15 protein-coding genes are annotated in these 16,881 nt (G+C 68.5%); 7 read left to right on the top strand and 8 right to left on the bottom strand.

Translation table 11 applies throughout. From position 1 onward, the window contains the following. Window positions 1-279 (bottom strand): hypothetical protein (locus tag VNF92_03350; GenBank protein ID HVA56899.1); only part of this gene is annotated, 279 nt, incomplete at its 3' end. 242 nt (window positions 280-521) lie between these two features. On the opposite strand from VNF92_03350, the gene VNF92_03355 reads away from it, so the two are divergent. The 4 genes from VNF92_03355 to VNF92_03370 all read left to right on the top strand — a co-directional run bounded on the left by VNF92_03355 (window position 522) and on the right by VNF92_03370 (window position 3,179). Continuing rightward, the gene (locus VNF92_03355) at window positions 522-1,364 is read left to right on the top strand and encodes a hypothetical protein (protein ID HVA56900.1); all 843 of its coding nucleotides are present in this window, start codon (window positions 522-524) and stop codon (window positions 1,362-1,364) included. A gap of 205 nt (window positions 1,365-1,569) precedes the next feature. Further along, on the top strand, window positions 1,570-2,202 hold the full coding sequence (locus VNF92_03360) for a hypothetical protein (GenBank protein ID HVA56901.1): 633 nt from the start codon (window positions 1,570-1,572) through the stop codon (window positions 2,200-2,202). A 105-nt stretch (window positions 2,203-2,307) separates the two neighbouring features. Further along, window positions 2,308-2,862 (top strand): hypothetical protein, encoded by a 555-nt coding sequence (locus VNF92_03365; protein ID HVA56902.1) that lies wholly within the window; start codon window positions 2,308-2,310, stop codon window positions 2,860-2,862. 107 nt (window positions 2,863-2,969) lie between these two features. Beyond that, window positions 2,970-3,179: a hypothetical protein gene (locus VNF92_03370; protein HVA56903.1), complete on the top strand. Its 210-nt coding sequence runs from the start codon at window positions 2,970-2,972 to the stop codon at window positions 3,177-3,179. Here VNF92_03370 and VNF92_03375 read toward each other — a convergent pair. The 4 genes from VNF92_03375 to VNF92_03390 all read right to left on the bottom strand — a co-directional run bounded on the left by VNF92_03375 (window position 3,151) and on the right by VNF92_03390 (window position 7,831). Next, window positions 3,151-4,107, bottom strand: a complete 957-nt coding sequence (locus VNF92_03375; GenBank protein HVA56904.1) for an ABC transporter permease — start codon at window positions 4,105-4,107, stop codon at window positions 3,151-3,153. The two genes, VNF92_03370 and VNF92_03375, sit on opposite strands and share 29 nt — an antisense overlap. Further along, on the bottom strand, window positions 4,104-5,591 hold the full coding sequence (locus tag VNF92_03380; protein ID HVA56905.1) for a sugar ABC transporter ATP-binding protein: 1,488 nt from the start codon (window positions 5,589-5,591) through the stop codon (window positions 4,104-4,106). The genes VNF92_03375 and VNF92_03380 overlap by 4 nt, the downstream gene beginning before the upstream one ends. A 4-nt stretch (window positions 5,592-5,595) precedes the next feature. After that, window positions 5,596-6,555: a substrate-binding domain-containing protein gene (locus VNF92_03385; GenBank protein HVA56906.1), complete on the bottom strand. Its 960-nt coding sequence runs from the start codon at window positions 6,553-6,555 to the stop codon at window positions 5,596-5,598. Between the two features lie 67 nt (window positions 6,556-6,622). Then, window positions 6,623-7,831 (bottom strand): hypothetical protein, encoded by a 1,209-nt coding sequence (locus tag VNF92_03390; GenBank protein HVA56907.1) that lies wholly within the window; start codon window positions 7,829-7,831, stop codon window positions 6,623-6,625. Between the two features lie 514 nt (window positions 7,832-8,345). On the opposite strand from VNF92_03390, the gene VNF92_03395 reads away from it, so the two are divergent. Genes VNF92_03395 through VNF92_03405 form a run of 3 tightly spaced genes read left to right on the top strand, consistent with a single transcriptional unit; the run spans window position 8,346 to window position 12,561 of the window. Next, window positions 8,346-9,689, top strand: a complete 1,344-nt coding sequence (locus VNF92_03395; GenBank protein ID HVA56908.1) for an HlyD family efflux transporter periplasmic adaptor subunit — start codon at window positions 8,346-8,348, stop codon at window positions 9,687-9,689. Between the two features lie 4 nt (window positions 9,690-9,693). Further along, complete coding sequence (locus VNF92_03400) at window positions 9,694-11,094, top strand: ABC transporter permease (GenBank protein ID HVA56909.1); 1,401 nt, start codon at window positions 9,694-9,696, stop codon at window positions 11,092-11,094. A 3-nt stretch (window positions 11,095-11,097) separates the two neighbouring features. Further along, entirely contained in the window at window positions 11,098-12,561 is a 1,464-nt protein-coding gene (locus VNF92_03405) for a TolC family protein (protein ID HVA56910.1), read from the top strand. 354 nt (window positions 12,562-12,915) lie between these two features. Here VNF92_03405 and VNF92_03410 read toward each other — a convergent pair whose 3' ends face one another. The 3 genes from VNF92_03410 to recG form a co-directional block, all read right to left on the bottom strand. After that, window positions 12,916-14,073, bottom strand: coding sequence for a hypothetical protein (locus VNF92_03410; GenBank protein HVA56911.1), 1,158 nt, complete (start codon window positions 14,071-14,073; stop codon window positions 12,916-12,918). A gap of 136 nt (window positions 14,074-14,209) precedes the next feature. Then, window positions 14,210-14,644, bottom strand: a complete 435-nt coding sequence (locus VNF92_03415; protein ID HVA56912.1) for a hypothetical protein — start codon at window positions 14,642-14,644, stop codon at window positions 14,210-14,212. Window positions 14,645-14,778: 134 nt separating this feature from the next. Continuing rightward, window positions 14,779-16,881: an ATP-dependent DNA helicase RecG gene (gene recG / locus VNF92_03420; protein HVA56913.1), complete on the bottom strand. Its 2,103-nt coding sequence runs from the start codon at window positions 16,879-16,881 to the stop codon at window positions 14,779-14,781.

The raw sequence follows: 16,881 nt of genomic DNA on the forward strand, positions 1-16,881 counted from the left end.
GCGAACGAGACCCGGCTCGTTCTGGTTGGCCGGAAGCTGGAGGTTGCCCGCGACCATCTGGTCGAAAGGCAGCGCCGCGGCGGTCGCGGCCGTGAAGCCGAGCGCCATCCAAGCGTCGCGCCGCGTGAACAACGGCGGGGATGCGGCCGCGCGGAGCGCGTCGACCGAATCGGTCGTGTCGGCGCCGACCACCGTCTGCGCGGCCGCCCGCGCCGCCGGGAAGCCAACGGCCGCCACCGTCAACAGCGTACGACGGGCCCATCCACTGCACGCCAGCACGAAGCCAGTCCTGGATCGAGGAATTCGGGGAGCCACACGGGGATCCCGCATCACGTCGCAGGTCAGACCCCAGCGCCCGTCTGCGGTTCCTGCGACGTCACAACTTGCGGACCAAGCCCCGCACCGTCAACGGCGCGCGAGCGCTCAGGACGCCCATTGACGCGCGGCCCGATCTGCGCGATTGTCTCCGGTCTTCCAGCCCCCCCGGCCCCATCCCCACCATTTTTTTCGGAGGTCACGCCATGCGAGTCCCCTTCCCGCTCGCTGCACTCGCTGCCACTTTGACCGTGGCCGCGGCGTGCACCAAGAAGGACCAGACCCCCCCGCCGCCCCCGGTGGCCGCCGCACCCACGGTCGTCACCGTCCATGCCAAAGACTTCGCGTACCAGGCCCCGGATTCGGTTCCCGCGGGCTACGTGGCGTTCACGCTAGTCAACGACGGGCCGGGGATTCACCACGGCACGATCATACGCCTGGACAGCGGCAAGACGGCCACCGACCTCGTGACCGCCCTCGCGCACCCCGGTCCCATGCCCGCTTGGGCCGTGGCCTTGGGGGGGCCGAACGCACCCGCGCCCGGCGCGTCGTCCAACGGCACGGTGCTGCTTACGCCCGGCAATTACGTGATGTTGTGCTTCGTGGACGTGCCAGGCGGCGTGCCCCATTTCATGAAAGGCATGTTTCACCCATTCGTCGTCACGCCGAGCACGGTCGCCACCGCAGCGCCCGCGGCTGACGACTCGATCACCCTCGTGGACTACACCTTCCAATTCGCCAAACCCCTGAGCACCGGCCACCACACGTTCGCCATCACCAACGGCGGCACGCAGCCCCACGAACTCGAGATGGTGAAGCTCGCCCCGGGAAAGACCGCCAACGATCTGCTCGCCTGGCTCAACAAGCCCGAAGGTCCGCCGCCGGGCGACCCGCTCGGTGGGGCGGCGCTTGAGGCCCCCGGCAATACCACGTACTACTCGGCCGATCTGACGGCAGGCAACTACCTGCTCATCTGCTTCGTGCCCGACGCGAAGGACGGCAAGCCGCACTTCATGCACGGGATGATGCAGACGATAACGTTGAATTAGCTGAGTCGCGCAGGCCCACTCTCCGGACGAGCCGAGCCCGGGGAGTGGCCATGCGCCGCGCCATCTCGGGCTGGAACCCGGCGGCGTACGATCCGTACGGTTGGCTATGCCAATCCAGGCGCCAGCCCCCAACAACCCGTCAGGACTGCCGACGCAGATCGTGGTCCCAGGACCGAACGGCGCACCGGTAACCGTGCCCGTTCCCATGACACGGTCCGAAGTGCGCGCGCTCGTCGCACGCCGCGGTGAACTCAGCACGCAGCTCGCCTCGGCGCAGCACCGACGCGACGCGCTCGCCCGGCAACTTCAGGATCCCGGCGCGGTGGACCGCGCGGGGCTGCAAGCCCAGGTGACCTTTCTCGATAGCCGCATCCTCGGCATCGAGACGGACATTGCCGAGAACGGGAAGGCGCTGGCGAGCATTCCCGCGAACTTCCGCCAGACGACCGCGGCACCCCCGATCATCGGATCGATCGACGAGGGCCTTGTCCGCGACGTGACGGGGTTGATCGCCGTGGCGATGCTGATCCCATTCGCCTTGTTGTGGGTCCGCCGGCTCTGGCGGCGCGACCGGGAGCGCGTCGTGGTCGGGATCAGCCCGGACCGCTGGGAGGACGGCCTCGCCCGCATGGAGCGACTGGAATCCGCTGTCGGGGCCATCGCCGTTGAAGTGGAGCGCGTCGCGGAAGGCCAACGATTCATCACCCACGTGCTAGCGGAACGCGCGCCGGCCGGGCTGCGCGACGGCGAGGCCCCGTTCGAGCCCATCATGGCGCGCCAGCCAGACGCGGCGACTCGGCCCGACGACGATCGCGGCAGACGCATGACGGGACGTTGAACGGCGCGTTACATTTGCGGTGTGGCGAAAGCGCCTAGCTGCCCAACGCCTGGCTCCGTTGTGTACGAACCCCTAGTGCGTGCTCCCCCCGCCGGAGACCACCCCATGCATCGCCTCTTTCGAGCGACCGCCTTCGGCATCGTCGGCCTTTCGGCGTTCGCCTGCGGCCCACGCCCCGAAGAAGCGTACGTGCGCGGGCAAGGCCTCGCCGTGGCCGAACTGCCGGTTCGCGACCAGGTGGCGATCTACCAGGAAGCCGTCGGCGGCGCCTTCACCGTGGGCGATCCGTCGCTCTACCTACTGCTCAATCCCCGCTTCCTGCCCCGCACGGCGGGGCTGGCGGGCGGCGAACCGCTGGGGCCGGCGCTGCGCAACGGACTACTCGACAGCCGCATCGTGCAGGGCACGTGCGAACCGGCGGTCGCGAAGGGCTCGTTCACGGTGGCGCACTGCCGGGCGCCGCTGGCCGGCTACGTCGTGCGGTTTTCGCAGATCCTGCGCCTCCCGGCGGACACGATGGAGGTGTACCTCGTCGTGCAACGCTATTCGACACCCACCAGCGTCGGAATCTCACGGCTGCAGTTCGAGCGCGTGTACAAAGTGGTCAAGCACGCCAGCGGGTGGGACGCCGTAGCCGAGGGGCGCATCGAGACCCCTTGAGGCCCTGTCGCGGCGGCGAGCGCCGGGGGATCCGCCCGGGGGTTGCGAAACTCAGCGGCCGGGTGAACTCGTAGGGAGATCGTTCCCCTCTCGCGGAGTGCTGCCCCATGATTGCCGCCCTGTTGCGTCTGTTCGCCCTGCGTCCGTTCTTCACGATGGCGATCCTGGGTATTCCCGTGGTCCTGCTGATTGCCGTGGGGCTGTTCACGATCCTGGCGCTCAAGTTCATCGTGTTCGTCGTGCTGCCCGTCGCGCTGGTGGTGTGGTTCATACGGCGGGTGTTCCGCCCTATCCCACCGCCCGCTTCCGCCGACTGATCTCGTCGCCGATCACCGCCAGTACGATCACCACGCCGAGCGCGATCTTCTGCACGTAGGGATCGACGTTCGCGAGATTGAGTCCGTTGGTGAGCACGCCGATGAACACCGTGCCCCACAGCGTGCCGGCAATCGTGCCGCGCCCGCCGAACAGCGACGCCCCGCCCACGACCACCGCGGCGATGACGTCCAGTTCATACTGTTGCCCCGCATTGGGTACGCCGGCACCCAGCCGCGACGCCAGCGTGAGCCCGCCGATGCCGGCAAGCGCGCCGTTGAGCACGTACACCCACCAGATCACCCGCTTGGTATCGACCCCGGCCAGCCAGGCCGCCTCGGTGTTGCCACCGATGGCGTAGATGTGTCGCCCGAACACCGTGCGGCGCAGCACGAATGATCCGACGAGCATCACAGCCGCCATCACCAACACCGGGGCCGGGACGCCGAGCACGACCGAGCCGCCCAGCGCGCCGAACGACGACGGCAGGTCGCCAATGCTCCGTCCACTCGACACGATGAACGCGGCGCCTCGCGCAACGGTGAGCATGGCCAGCGTCGAGACGAACGCCGGAACCTGCAGATAGGCGGTGAGGGTGCCGTTCACCACGCCGGTGGCGGTACCGACGAGCACGGCCACGACCAGGGCGGCCGTGGCCGGCATCACCCCATGCGCGGCGGCCATGGCGCCGGTCACGCCGGTGAGCGCCACCACCGATCCGACCGAGAGGTCGATGCCCGCGGTGAGGATCACCGCCGTCATCCCCACGGCGAGGATGCCCGTGACGGCGATGCTGAGCGCGATGTTCACCGCGTTTCCGATCGAGAAGAAGCGCGGGGCGATCGCGGCGAACACCCCCACTTCGGCGAGGGTGGCCACGACCAGCATGTAGTCGGTAAGGCGCTGCCAGCGCACGGTGGGGCGGGTCATGCCGCCGCACTCTCGCCGAGGATGAGCGCGGCCACGCGATCGGGGGTGGCATCGGCGCGCGCCAATTCGCCCACGACGCGGCCGTCGCGCATGGCGAACAGCCGGTCGGCCATGCCGAGGGCTTCGGGCAGATCGGAGGATATCATCAGGATGGCGGCGCCCTCGTCGGCCAGGCGGCGCATGAGGGCGTAGATCTCGGCTTTGGCGCCCACGTCGATGCCCCGGGTCGGTTCGTCGAACAGCAGCACGCGCGCGTGGCGCAGCATCCAGCGAGCGAGGACCACCTTCTGCTGGTTGCCCCCCGACAGCTGCTCGACCGGGCGGTCCAGCGACGGGGTGCGGACGCCGAGGGCCTCGATCCACCGCGCCACTTCCCCCCGCTCGCGCCCCCGGTCGACCACGCCGTGCCGGGCGAACGCGGGAAGCGACGGCAGTGATACGTTATCTCTAATAGCCGCCGTGAGCACCAGCCCCTGCCGCTTCCGGTCTTCGGGGAGGAGCGCCACGCCGGCGGTGATCGCCTCGCGGGGCGTGCGCGGCGCGAACGGACGCCCGTCCAGCCACATGCGGCCGTCGCGCCGCGCGGCGGCCCCGAAGATGGCGCGCGCCAGCTCCGTGCGCCCCGCCCCGACCAGCCCCACCAACCCCACGATCTCGCCGGCGCGGAGGGCGAGCGACGCGCCGCGCACCGGTCCCGACGTCACCCCCTCCAGTCGCAGGACTTCGGGCCCCGCCACGGTCGCCCCGCGTGGATAGCCCGCTGCCAACTCGCGCCCCACCATCAGGCGCACGACGTCGGCGCGGGTCAGCTCGCCCGCCGGCGCCGACGTCACGAGCCGCCCGTCCCTCAGCACCGTGACGCAGCCCGCGATGCGGAAGATCTCGTCGAGTCGGTGCGAGATGTAGACGACCGCCACGCCCTCATCGCGCAGTTGCGCGATCACGCGAAAGAGAACGTCGGTCTCCTCCTGCGCGAGGATCGCCGTGGGTTCGTCCATGATCAGCACGCGGGCACGCGCCGCCACGGCCTTGGCGATCTCGGTCATCTGACGCGCCGCCAGCGGCAGCCCGGCCACGCGGGCCCGCGGATCGAGCCGCCCCTGGCCCAGCCGCTCGAGTACGGCGCGCGCCAGGTGCTCCTGCCGCTCCCGGTCCACCACGCCGCGCCGAGCCGGCTCGGCGCCGAGAAAGACGTTCTCGGCTACCGACAGTTCGGGCACCAGGCTCAATTCCTGGTGGATCATGCGGATGCCGGCGCCGTGCGCGGCGTGGGGCGATTCGAAGCGCACGGGTCGGCCATCGATGACCAACGTGCCGGCGTCCGGTTGCACGGCGCCGGACAGGACTTTCATCAGGGTGGACTTGCCGGCCCCGTTCTCGCCGGCCACGGCGTGCACTTCGCCGCCGCGCACGGCGATGCTCACGCCGTCCAGCGCCAGCACCCCCGGATAACGCTTGACCAGCGAGCGAGCTTCGAGCTCCACGCGCCTACGGCTTGGTGCCGGCTGCCATGGCGCGCACCGAATCGGCGTCGACGATGCGCACCGGCACGGCGATCCGCGCCGGCGGTGCCTTGCCGGCCAGAAAGTCCGCGATGGCGTCGATGGTCTCCTCGCCGATTACCTTGGGCTGCTGCGCCACGTCGGCCTTGAGTTGCGTGCCGCCGGCAATGGCGCGTTGGGCTTCGGCGCCGGCGTCGTAGCCGACGATGACGAGCTTGGCGTGGTGGGACTCCGCGCTGGACAGCGCGCCGAGCGCCGACTCATCGTTGATGGCGAAGATCGCGTCGAGATGCGGGTGGGCCTGCAGCATGTCGTCGGTCGCTTTGAGCGCGTGGTCGCGGGTCCCCGATCCATTAAGATCGGCCACCAGATGGATGTTGGGATGCGCGCTGAGGGCGTCCTTGAACCCGCTTTCGCGATCGATCGTGGACTGCACGTCTGGTTCCCCGATGATGCCAACGTTGCCCTTGTCGCCGATCAGCTTGGCGATGTACTCGGCAGCCAACCGACCGCCGGCCACGTTGTCGGAGGCGACGTGTGACACCACCTGGCCGCCGTCAGCCGCGATGTCCGCGGTGAACACCGGGATCTTGGCCGCGTTCGCGCGCTCGATGGCCGGCCCTATCCCCTTGGAATCGACGGGGCAGACCACGATCGCGTCCACATGCTGCACGATGAAGTCGTCGATCTGCGACTGTTGCTTGGCCAGATCACGGTCGCCCGAGTTGAGGACGATCCTGTAGCCGTGCGCCTGGGCGGCCTGGCGAAGGCCGGCTTCGAGTTGCCGGTAGAACTCGTCCTCGCGCGTGAGCAACGAGACCCCGATGGTCTTTCCGGAGGCGCCGGCGGTCTTGGTGCCGGCTCGACGACAGCCCCACGGCGCCAACGCCACGAGGGCCAACAACGCGCTCGCCAGTGGGCGGTAGCGCGATCGAATTGCGGACATGCGGGAGTTCACCGTTGAAAGAGGAACGCGCTGGGAAGCTTGCCACGCGTACCCTCAATCTGCAAGCTCACGGCATGTGCGCTCGGATGGTCGCCGGCACGCGGCTCGCAGTGTGGAGATCGGCCGACGGCTGGTCAGCCGCGGTGGCCGCCATGAGTATGCGCAACAGCCTGCTGAAGTTGGCCTGCGCGTGATACACGTTCCAGCGGTTGTTGACGTTGAGCGCCGACGGCCAGATGTGGAGCATGTCATTGCGCGCATCGTAGCGCAGTGCGCCCCGGTACCACGTGCGGATACCAAGTCTCTTGGCAGCCGCCATCGCGCGCCACAGAATCGGCACGGGGAAGACGCGCCACTTCAGGCCGTTGGGGCTGATGGCGAGCCACAGGTCGTTGGACGCGCAGTCGGAGGTGCTCGGGTGGCTGGCCAGCAGGGCGACGAATCCGGCTCCCCGCGGGAGCGCGGTCACGTCCATGTGCCAGATGGCAAAGCCCGGCTGCGACATCTGGACGCCGACAGAAGGCGACCAGACGGCGTCCTCGAACGCTTGGCCGGGATCCGGACTCGCCGTCCGCATGCGCACGCTGGTCGTGCTCGCGGTGCAGCCGATCCCCGACTTAACGTACCACATGTGGGCGTGGCGCCCAGCGTCGAATACGACCGCAGGCGAAACTGCGTTGTGGTTCAGTTCACGAAATGCCAGCTTCGGCTCGGTCCAGGTTCGCCCGTCGCCGCTGGACGTTACTAGGATATTGTTATACACGCCGTCGACCCGGCGATAGAACGTGACGAGCCTCCCCGTCCCAGGATCGAAGGCCTGGTCGGGATCGGAGTTGTACGCGCCGACACCAGGCCAGCCGATGACGGGGTTCCGGACGCCGGTCGGCAGCATCCACGACGTGTCGGATCCCGCGTCGAGGAACGAAGGGTTTTCCCAGGTGGGGTCGGAGTTGAGGTATGGCGTGTAGGTGATCCAGCACCGCGCGCCGTTCCAGGTGCTGTCGCCGCACGCCACGTCCGGATGGACGGCGTCGGATGCGGCCGAGAATCCGTCGGGTGGAATGGCGATCTGGGTGAGCGACGGTGAGAATGCGGCCTCGACGCGGGACATGACCGGGGTGAGATCAGGCGTCGTGGTGTCGTTGGGGATCTTGTCCTGTCCCGGCCGCGCCGGGCCGCGCCCCGCATCGGCGTCGACCCGAACGGCGGTGGGCATTGGACGATCGGTGCAGCCAACCAGCAGGGCTACGGTGACGATGGCGATCGCGGATCGCATGGCGCGCTCGATGTCGGCGTCGACGGTGAGAGCGAGGGGCCGGCGGAAGCGGCGGACGGGGGGATCAGCCCTGGACGTCGCGCGCCGAAGGTTCGGGAAGCGACGGGAATGTAAGGGGCCAATCGACGGCGCGCAGTAAGGGAGAAGCTCCGCAACCCATTGAATGGGAGCACGTTGAATATCGTGACTTCAGACCAGTTCGAGAGCCGCAGCACCCGGTACGGCGCGCCGGCCAGACCGGAATCGGACAACGTCCCGACCCCGCCCGATCATTAGCGGATCAGGACAACTTGATTACGACTTCATGAATGATGATGCGCTCGACACCGGGGCCTCGCATATTGGCGCCGGGCGGAACCGCGGCTCCGATGTGCGGGTCGGCGGCTCCGTGCGAGAAACGATCAGGGCGTTCGCGGTGTCGAACCGTCGCGGTGATGCGACCGGCACCGCCCAGGTATCCGCTGACCGTGTAAGCAGGCCATTTCCGTCCCCGTACCCTGTCGGTGGAGTCGCTATGCGCTTCATCCGCTCTCGCTGGTTCATCGCTGCGGTGGTCGTGGTCCTGCTCGGCGCGCCTGCCACCTGGGTGTTCGCGCGCAATGAAAAACACGCCGACCCCGCGTTGATCGCGCAGGTGCAGCACGGCGAGTTTCGCGTGCTGGTCACGACGTCCGGCGAACTGCGGGCCCGCAAGTTCGTGCAGATCAGCGTGCCGCAGGAGGCCATGCAGGCGCAGATCTACCAGATGAAGATCGCCACCCTCGTGCCCGAGGGCTCGCTCGTCAAGACGGGCGACGTCGTGGCGACGCTGGACCGGGCCAGTGTCGCGCCCAAGCTGGCCGACGTCACACTCGCCGTGCAGAAGGCACAGGCCGACTACGAACAGGCGATGCTCGACTCCACCCTCACGCTCTCGAAGGCGCGCGAGGACATACGGTCGCAGGAACTGGCGCTGGAACAGAAGAAGATCATCAAGGAGCAATCGATCTACGAGGCGCCGAGCATCCAGCGCCAGGTAGAAATTGACTACGAGCAGGCGGACCGCGCCCTGGCCCAGTCCAAGGCCGACTACAAGACGCAGACGCTCCAGGCCCAGGCCAAAATGAGCGAGGTCGGGGCCGATCTGGCCCGGCAGAAGAACCAACTCGCCATGGTGCAGACGGTGATGGCCGGCTTCACCATTCGCGCCCCGGCGCCCGGCATGGTCATCTACGTAAAGGAATGGGACGGCAAGAAGCGTACGGTGGGCTCGACGGTCAACCCGTTCGACGGCGCGGTTGCCACGCTGCCCGATCTCACCCAGATGGAGTCGGTCACCTACATCAACGAGATCGACGTCCGCAAAGTCGCGGTGGGCCAGAAGGTGACGATCACGCTCGATGCCGACCCGTCCAAGGCGCTCCCCGGCACGGTGACGAGCGTGGCCAACGTGGGCGAGCAACGCCCCAATTCGGACGCCAAGGTGTTCGAGGTGCACATCAACGTGGATCACCCCGATACCACGCTGCGGCCGGGCATGACCACGGGCAACGCCATCACCACGTACGATACGACGGGTGCCAACTTCGTGCCCATCGAAGCGGTGAGCAGCGACAGCGGAGTTCCCGTAGTGTATGAACAGACCGGCTCCCGGGTGGTGAAGCGTGAGGTGAAGTTGGGGGCGATGAATGACGACGACGTGATCATCGCCCGCGGACTGGCCCAGGGCGACGCGGTGCTGCTCAATCCACCGGCCGACCGCTCCACGCTGCGGCTGCAACGCCTGGCCGGAGCCACCAGCCCCGTGGCAGCACCCCCGCGGGGAGACACCGCCCTGCCCCAGAAGCCGGCGTCGGCGCCGACCAAGCCGCGGAACTGAGTCGATGCCGGCCAACCGGAACCGGTTCGCCTCGCTACGTTCGCAGATCACGGCGCACGTACTGTTCAGTTTTCGCACGGCCATCGAGGCAGTGGGCCACAACAAGCTGCGCGCCGGACTCACTTCGCTCGGCATCCTGTTCGGGGTGGCGTCGGTGATCGCCATGCTGGCCATCGGTCGGGGCGCCGAACAGGAGATCATCGCCCAACTGCGCCTGCTCGGCTCGAACAACGTGATCGTCACCCCCATCGTCGTTCAGAAGGAGGAGAAGGCCACCGACGCCGCCGACGCCGAGCGGCAGCCGAAGCGCTTCTCGCCAGGCCTCACGGCGCTGGACGCGCAGGCGATTGCCGACGTCGTGCCGCACGTGGAAGCGACGAGCGGCGAGATCGTGCTCAACACGACGCTCACGCGCGAAGGGCTGCGCCGCTCCGGCAAGGTGGTGGGGGTGGACTCGAGCTACTTCCGCCTGCTCAACCTCGGGATCGCCAGCGGCACGGGGTGGGCGCACGGGCAGGTGGCCGACGGCAGTCCCGTGGCGATCATCGGCTGGGGAGTGCGCACGCGCTTCTTCACCACGTCCAATCCGATCGGCAAGTCGATCAAGGTCGGGAACGTATGGCTCACCGTGGTCGGCGTTCTGGCCGACCGGCCGGTGAGCGCCCAGACGTCGGAGCAACTCGGCATTCGTGACGCCAACATGGACGTGTACGTGCCCACGAAGACGATGCTCGTCCGCTACCGCAATCGCGCCCTTCTCACGCAGCAGGACATCGAGGCGGCGTCACGCCAGGTGACCGTGACCCAGGCCGGCGACACGACTGACGCCGCGACGCGCGCCGAGCAGTCCAACCACAACCAGTTGGACCGCATCATCGTGCGGGTGGACGACAGCCGCTACATGCCGGCCGTGGCCGACCTGCTGCGCCGCATGCTCACTCGCCGCCACAACACCGTGGTGGACTTCGAGATCACGGTGCCCGAGCTGCTGCTCCGCCAGGAGCAGCACACCCGCTCGATCTTCAACGTGGTGCTCGGCGCCATCGCCTCGATCTCGCTGCTCGTGGGCGGCATCGGGATCATGAACATCATGCTCGCCTCGGTGCTCGAGCGCATCCGGGAGATCGGGGTGCGGCGCGCCACCGGCGCGACGCAGCGCGACATCCTGTTCCAATTTCTCAGTGAAGCACTGTTGATCAGCATCGCGGGCGGTGTCGCAGGGATCGTCGTCGGAGCCGCGATCAGCGGCGGCATTCAGCACTTCGCCGGCATCCAGACGTCGATCTCCTCGCTGTCCGTATTGCTGGCCTTCGGCGTTTCCCTCGCCGTTGGCCTGGCGTTCGGGATCGTGCCCGCGTGGCGCGCCGCCCAGCAGGATCCGGTCGTCTGCCTCCGCTACGAGTAGCCCATGCCCACCATGCGATACCGCCTCGGCGGCGTGCTCTGCGCCGCGATCCTCGCCGCGGCCCCGCCGCTCGGCGCCCAGCATCCGCTCACGCTCCAAGAGGCGATCTCCCTGGCCGAGCGACAGGGACTCCAGGCGCAGGCGGCCCGGCAGACGCTGGTCGCCGCCCGGGCGCGCAACCGTGCCTTTGGCGAGCGGCTGCTCCCGCAGATCTCCCTCGGCGGCACGGTGCCCAACTACAGCCGCGCCATCGTACCGGTGATCCAGCCCGACGGCTCACAGCTGTTCACCCCTCTGCAACAGACGACGTCCCAACTCGGGGTCACCGTCTCGCAGCAACTGCCCTTCACCGGTGGCAGCCTCACGGTGTCGTCATCGCTGCAGCGGTTCGAGATGACGGGCGCCCAACAGGTGCGCACGTGGTCGTCGGCCCCGATGACGGTGAGCCTGCAGCAGGACATCCTGCGCCCCAACACGATGAAGTGGGACGCCCGCGTACAGGATCTGACCATCGAGATCTCCCGGCGCCAATACGCCGAGGCGCGCGAGGCCGTAGCTCAGCAGACCACCGGCGCGTTCTTCGACCTCTACTCGGCGCAGATGGCCGAGGCCAACGCGGCCCACAACGCAGCCGTGAACGATACCCTGTACACGCTCAACAAGGGCCGTTTCCAGGTCGGGAAGATCGGGGAGAACGACCTCCTCCAGAGCGAGTTGGCTCTGCTCCGCGCCCGTACCTCGCTCGACGGCGCCAAGCTCGACCTCGACCGCGCGCTCTCCGCGTTCCGCCTGGCGATCAACGTACCGGCCGACACGGCGGTGACCATCGCGGTCACATCCGACGTGCCCAAGGTGGAACTCGATACGACGCTGGCGGTCACCGAGGCGCTGCGCAACAGTTCGGCGATCGCCGGGTTGGCGCTGCAGGACGTGGAGGCCCGCCGGGCCGTGACGCAGGCACAACTGGCCACGGGAATCGGGGCCAGCATGCAGGCGAGCTTCGGGTTCAACGCCAGCGGGTCGGGGCCCAGTTCGGTGTATTCGAACCTGCTCCAGGCGCAGCAGTTTTCGCTGGGCATCCAGGTACCGCTGGTGCAGTGGGGCGCCCACTCGGCCGACGTCCAGGCCGCCCGGGCCGATCAGGATCGCGTGGCCGCCACATCGCGGGCGATGCGGGAGCAGACCGTCCAGAACGCCCGGTTCGCGGCGCTGAGCGTTGCGCAGGCAGCGCGCAATCTGATGGTCTCGGCCAAAGCTGACACCGTCGCCTCCAAACGCTTCGAGGTCGCCTATGAGCGATACGTCATAGGCAAGATCGATATCGACAACCTCTATATCGCACAGAACGACAAGGACCAGGCGCTCCAGCAGTACGTGCAGGCTCTGCGCGGCTACTGGACCGCGTACTACCAGCTACGGCAGCTCACGCTGTACGACTTCGCCGCCGGACGTCCCATTCGACCATAGCGGCAAGCCGCGTCGAGCGGGCACGCGACACGGCCGGCGTCGTGGGACGCGGGCCGTTCGCCCAACTCGGCAGTTCCGCCGCGCTTACTGCGCCCCACCCCGTCCGCGGCCCCGTCCTCCACGCCCAGCCCCACCGCCCGCGCCACTGCCGGCGCTCAGGTGGTCCCAGTTCATGATGGGGTTGAATCCCAGGATGGACGGCAACAGGGGGTTCCCCAGGGGCACGGGGGGCGCAGCCGGCGGGAAGCTGCCCGACTGAACGGCCCAATGCATCCGCGCGGGACCACAATTTCGCGAGGGTGGCTCGCGCGTCTCGCGTGACCCTGTCAGCCTCCTCCCGTGACCGCCGGCGTGCTAGCGCGAGAGGGCGATCACGCCCCAGTAACTGTGGACGCGTCCGTCGCGGTACGCGGCCAGCACAGGATCGATGGGGGTGAGCCGCGTTTCCTCCCGCATGCCGCCAAACCGGCCGCCAAACCCAGAACCGCCGAACACCGCACGAATGAAGGTGCTGGATGCATCGGTGGGAAGGGTCGCCACGTTCTCGAAGAAGCGCCGCCAGCTCGTGTCATTCTGGAACAGAGACCGTTCGACGTTCGAGGTATAGAACGCGGTGACGGTGGCATCGTGACGACGCAGATAGTCCCCCACCGCCCGCAGCGTCTTCGGCCCGCCGAAGCCCCCGACCAGTGGCACCACGAGGTTGCGCACCTCGAGCGCCCGGATCACCCGATACCCGGCGGCACTGGCCAGAAAGCTGTCCGCCCGGCCGGCGCCGTCGGTCGCCATCATCACGTCGGCGAACCCCGGCATCCACCGTCCACGCCGGGCACCGCGGGGATCGCCCGCATAGGTGATCGTGGGTCCGATCGTGGAGAACGATCCGAACATAGACGCGATGCCGCTCTCGTCGTCGGCCGACAACGCGAATCCGTGGACCCGCACGAGCCGGTCGTCGATCTCGCGCAGCGTGCTGTCGCGCAGCGAGGCGCTCGCCGGCACGGCGGCAAAGGCCCGGAACAGCGAATCCACGCCCACCGAGCGGCCGAGGTCGGCCGGCACCGGCCGCGAGAACAGCCGCGACACGAACGCCACCCGGCTATTAGATATTTCAAATAGCGCCTTGTACATCAGGTGCTGCAGCATGCCCTGCCGGCACGTGTCGACGATGAACGCCACGCGGGGCTGCAAGGCGGCGATGTACGTGAAGTTCTGCTCCGGCCCGACTCCCAGGTAGACCCCACCCCGCGGCGTGGTGGCGACCAGGCGCGGGATCACACGCTCATAATCCGTTTCGTTGGACACGAGGTGGTCTGGCCGGAAATCCCCGCCTCGCTCCGACATCGTGGTCACCAAGCGCCAGAACGTGCTGTCGGGAAGTTGGGAGGGAAGTGCGGCGGTCCCGGACGCCCGCCGCGGGGGCCCGGCAAGCGCAAGCGCCAGCATGACGGCGGCGGCCGACCCAGGCCGAGGCCTGGCGAACCCGGCGCGTATGGCGGAATGACGAACCACGAAACCCTCCCCTCCCCTGTGCCCGCCGGGCCGCGCGGGTCCTCCTACTATAACGGAACAGCTCCGCGCACGCGCGCGGAATACGCCGGATGTGGAGGGGGGTGCGCGCCGCGGCCCGGGCCGCGGCCGCGCGCTTTCAGCGGAACGGAACCGGAGTCCAGTCGGTGTGCGGGAAGATCAATCCCGCGGCAGCCCCAGCGACCAGGCTCAGCCCGATAAACACGTCGTGATCGTTGTGCGACGTGATCGGATACAACGCGGCGCCAAGCAGCAGCCCGAGTCCGGTCCCCACGAGCACACTCTTGGCGTACGCCGGTTGCGCGGCATCCACGCGCGTTATCCGCGAGACCGCGATGGCGCGCACCGCCTCATTCTCGCCCCGCGGCCGCAGCCATACCGAATCGATCGACTGCTGGTACAGTACACCGGTGATGGTGGAGCCGGGGCCGTTGACTCGCAGCGTCACTCCGGACGGCAGCGGCGCGATACCGGAAGACTGCGCGGCGGCAGGACGGGCTACCACGCACAGGCCGGCAGCCACGAGCAAAAGCGCGACAATTCGACGCATCATCGAAGTCCTTGGGAGTCCGAGAATCAGAGGCACGACACTGCCAATAATACGCACGGCGCGCGGGAACGTTGGAGCCGCCCCGCGCGTCCTCTAAGCCTCACGGATGGACCCCGCGCGGTCAACCCCGGATCCGGTCACCCGACGCGGAACAACGCCACGGCGCGCGCGTACCGGGCGCCGAGGACTCGCCGCAGCGGTGCGTTCTCGCGGGCCCGCAGGTCGGGGTCCCTGGCCAGCAGTCGTTCGGCCGCGGCCCGCGCCCGCTCGCTCAACTCGGCGTCTCGCATCGGGTCCGCCACCTTGAACGTGGGCACCCCGCTCTGGCGCTCGCCGAACAGATCCCCCATGCCGCGCAGGCGCAGGTCGGCCTCCGCGATGGCGAATCCATCTTCGGTGTCCACAAAGATCTTCAGACGCTGCCGTGCCTCCCGCCCCACGTCGCCCAGCAGCACGCAGTAGCTCTGCTCGCCGCCGCGCCCCACGCGGCCGCGCAACTGATGAAGCTGCGAAAGGCCGAACCGCTCGGGGTGCTCGATCACCATCACCGTGGCGTTCGGTACGTCGATGCCCACTTCGATCACGGTCGTCGCCACGAGCACGTCGATCTCGCCGTCGCGGAACCGGCGCATGACGTCGTCGCGCTCGTCGTTCGGCAGGCGCCCATGGAGCAGCGCCACCCGCCGGTGCGCGAACGGGCCGGTGCGGAGCGATTCGTACATCGTCGTCGCTGCCTTGAGGTCCAGCTTCTCCGACTCCTCGATCACGGGATAGACGACGTACGCCTGCCGGCCCTTGGCCAGTTCGCGATCCACGAACTGCATCACGCGCTCACGCGACGAGGCGCCGCGGAAGGTCGTGGTGATGGGACGCCGCCCGGGTGGCCGCTCGTCGAGAAAGCTGAGGTCGAGGTCACCGTAGATCGTGAGGGCCAGCGAACGGGGAATGGGTGTGGCGCTCATCAGCAGCACGTCGGGCATCTCGCCTTTGGCGGCCAGCGCCTCCCGCTGCTCCACCCCGAACCGGTGCTGCTCGTCGATGGCCACGAACCCGAGACGCGTGAATGCGGTCGCCTCCTGCACCAACGCATGTGTGCCGATCACCAGTTCCGGCCATTCCCCGTCCGGCGGCGGCTCGCGCTGCGCCAACCGCGCCGCGATCGCCTTGCGTTCACGCGTCGGAACGCTGCCCGTGAGAAGCACCGGCTCGACCCCGAGTGGGGAGAGCAGAGTTGTGATCGTTCGGTGGTGCTGTTCGGCCAGGAGTTCGGTAGGCACCATCACCGCCGCCTGGTACCCGTTCTCCAGCGCGAGCAGGGCCGCGAACACGGCCACGATGGTCTTGCCGCTCCCCACGTCGCCCTGCAAGAGGCGGTGCATGCGGCGGTCACTGCACATGTCGGACACGATCTCGCGGAGCGCGCGCACCTGGGCATTGGTGAGTTGATAGGGGAGAGACTCGCGAAGCCGCGTGGTGAGGTTGCGCTTGTTCTCGAACCGGATGCCCCGCCGCGTCTCGCGGGCCAGCACCTTCACGCGCTGGTGAAGCACGTGCACGAAGAACAACTCCTCGAACGCCAGCCGGTCGCGCCCCGCGATCGCCTCCGCCATCGTGCGCGGCCGGTGGACCATCCGCAGTGCGTCGGCGATGCCCGCCACCCCGGCCGCCTTGAGGATCTCCGCCGGAAAGTACTCCGTCACCTGTGGCAGCAGCGCGTCGAGGTTGGCGTCCACGATGTGCCGGATGACCTTGAACGACAGCCCCTCGGTGGCGGGGTACACCGCGAGCACCCGCCCCCTTGCCGTGCCCTCGTCGTCGGGCCCGAGGTTCACGAACTCGCGCGGCGCCAGTTGGCGCCCGTGGTAGAAACGCACCGTGCCCGAGGCGAGCAGGACGTCGCCCTTGTTGATGGCGCGGTCGAGAAACGGCTGGCCGGGCCAGGCGGCTTCGATCATGCCGCTGTCGTCCTGCAGCACGGCCTGGAAGATGCGGAGCCCTTTGCGCGTGGGCAGCACGCCCTTGGAGATGACGCGCCCGATCACCGTGGCATCGGCGCCGGTGCGCAGCGACGCGATGCGCGACACGGTACTGGCATCCTCGTAGCGGTGCGGCACCAGCCACACGAGGTCGCCGGCGGTCTTCACGTTCATCTTCTGGAAGGCCGTGGCTCGGCGCGGCCCCACGCCCTTCAGGTACGTGATGGGCGTATCGAGGATGACCCGTGGGGCGGCGGTCGCCAT

It is taken from the genome of Gemmatimonadaceae bacterium (assembly GCA_035533015.1).
Lineage (GTDB): Bacteria > Gemmatimonadota > Gemmatimonadetes > Gemmatimonadales > Gemmatimonadaceae > JAGWRI01.

Excerpts from the sequence above, each read along its gene's own strand:
- VNF92_03390 (HVA56907.1), bottom strand. The coding sequence starts at position 7,831 with ATGCGATCCGCGATCGCCATCGTCACCGTAGCCCTGCTGGTTGGCTGC.
- VNF92_03400 (HVA56909.1), top strand. The coding sequence starts at position 9,694 with ATGCCGGCCAACCGGAACCGGTTCGCCTCGCTACGTTCGCAGATCACG.
- VNF92_03365 (HVA56902.1), top strand. The coding sequence starts at position 2,308 with ATGCATCGCCTCTTTCGAGCGACCGCCTTCGGCATCGTCGGCCTTTCG.
- VNF92_03415 (HVA56912.1), bottom strand. The coding sequence starts at position 14,644 with ATGATGCGTCGAATTGTCGCGCTTTTGCTCGTGGCTGCCGGCCTGTGC.
- VNF92_03385 (HVA56906.1), bottom strand. The coding sequence starts at position 6,555 with ATGTCCGCAATTCGATCGCGCTACCGCCCACTGGCGAGCGCGTTGTTG.
- VNF92_03370 (HVA56903.1), top strand. The coding sequence starts at position 2,970 with ATGATTGCCGCCCTGTTGCGTCTGTTCGCCCTGCGTCCGTTCTTCACG.
- VNF92_03375 (HVA56904.1), bottom strand. The coding sequence starts at position 4,107 with ATGACCCGCCCCACCGTGCGCTGGCAGCGCCTTACCGACTACATGCTG.
- recG (HVA56913.1), bottom strand. The coding sequence starts at position 16,881 with ATGGCGACCGCCGCCCCACGGGTCATCCTCGATACGCCCATCACGTAC.
- VNF92_03360 (HVA56901.1), top strand. The coding sequence starts at position 1,570 with ATGACACGGTCCGAAGTGCGCGCGCTCGTCGCACGCCGCGGTGAACTC.
- VNF92_03405 (HVA56910.1), top strand. The coding sequence starts at position 11,098 with ATGCCCACCATGCGATACCGCCTCGGCGGCGTGCTCTGCGCCGCGATC.
- VNF92_03395 (HVA56908.1), top strand. The coding sequence starts at position 8,346 with ATGCGCTTCATCCGCTCTCGCTGGTTCATCGCTGCGGTGGTCGTGGTC.
- VNF92_03355 (HVA56900.1), top strand. The coding sequence starts at position 522 with ATGCGAGTCCCCTTCCCGCTCGCTGCACTCGCTGCCACTTTGACCGTG.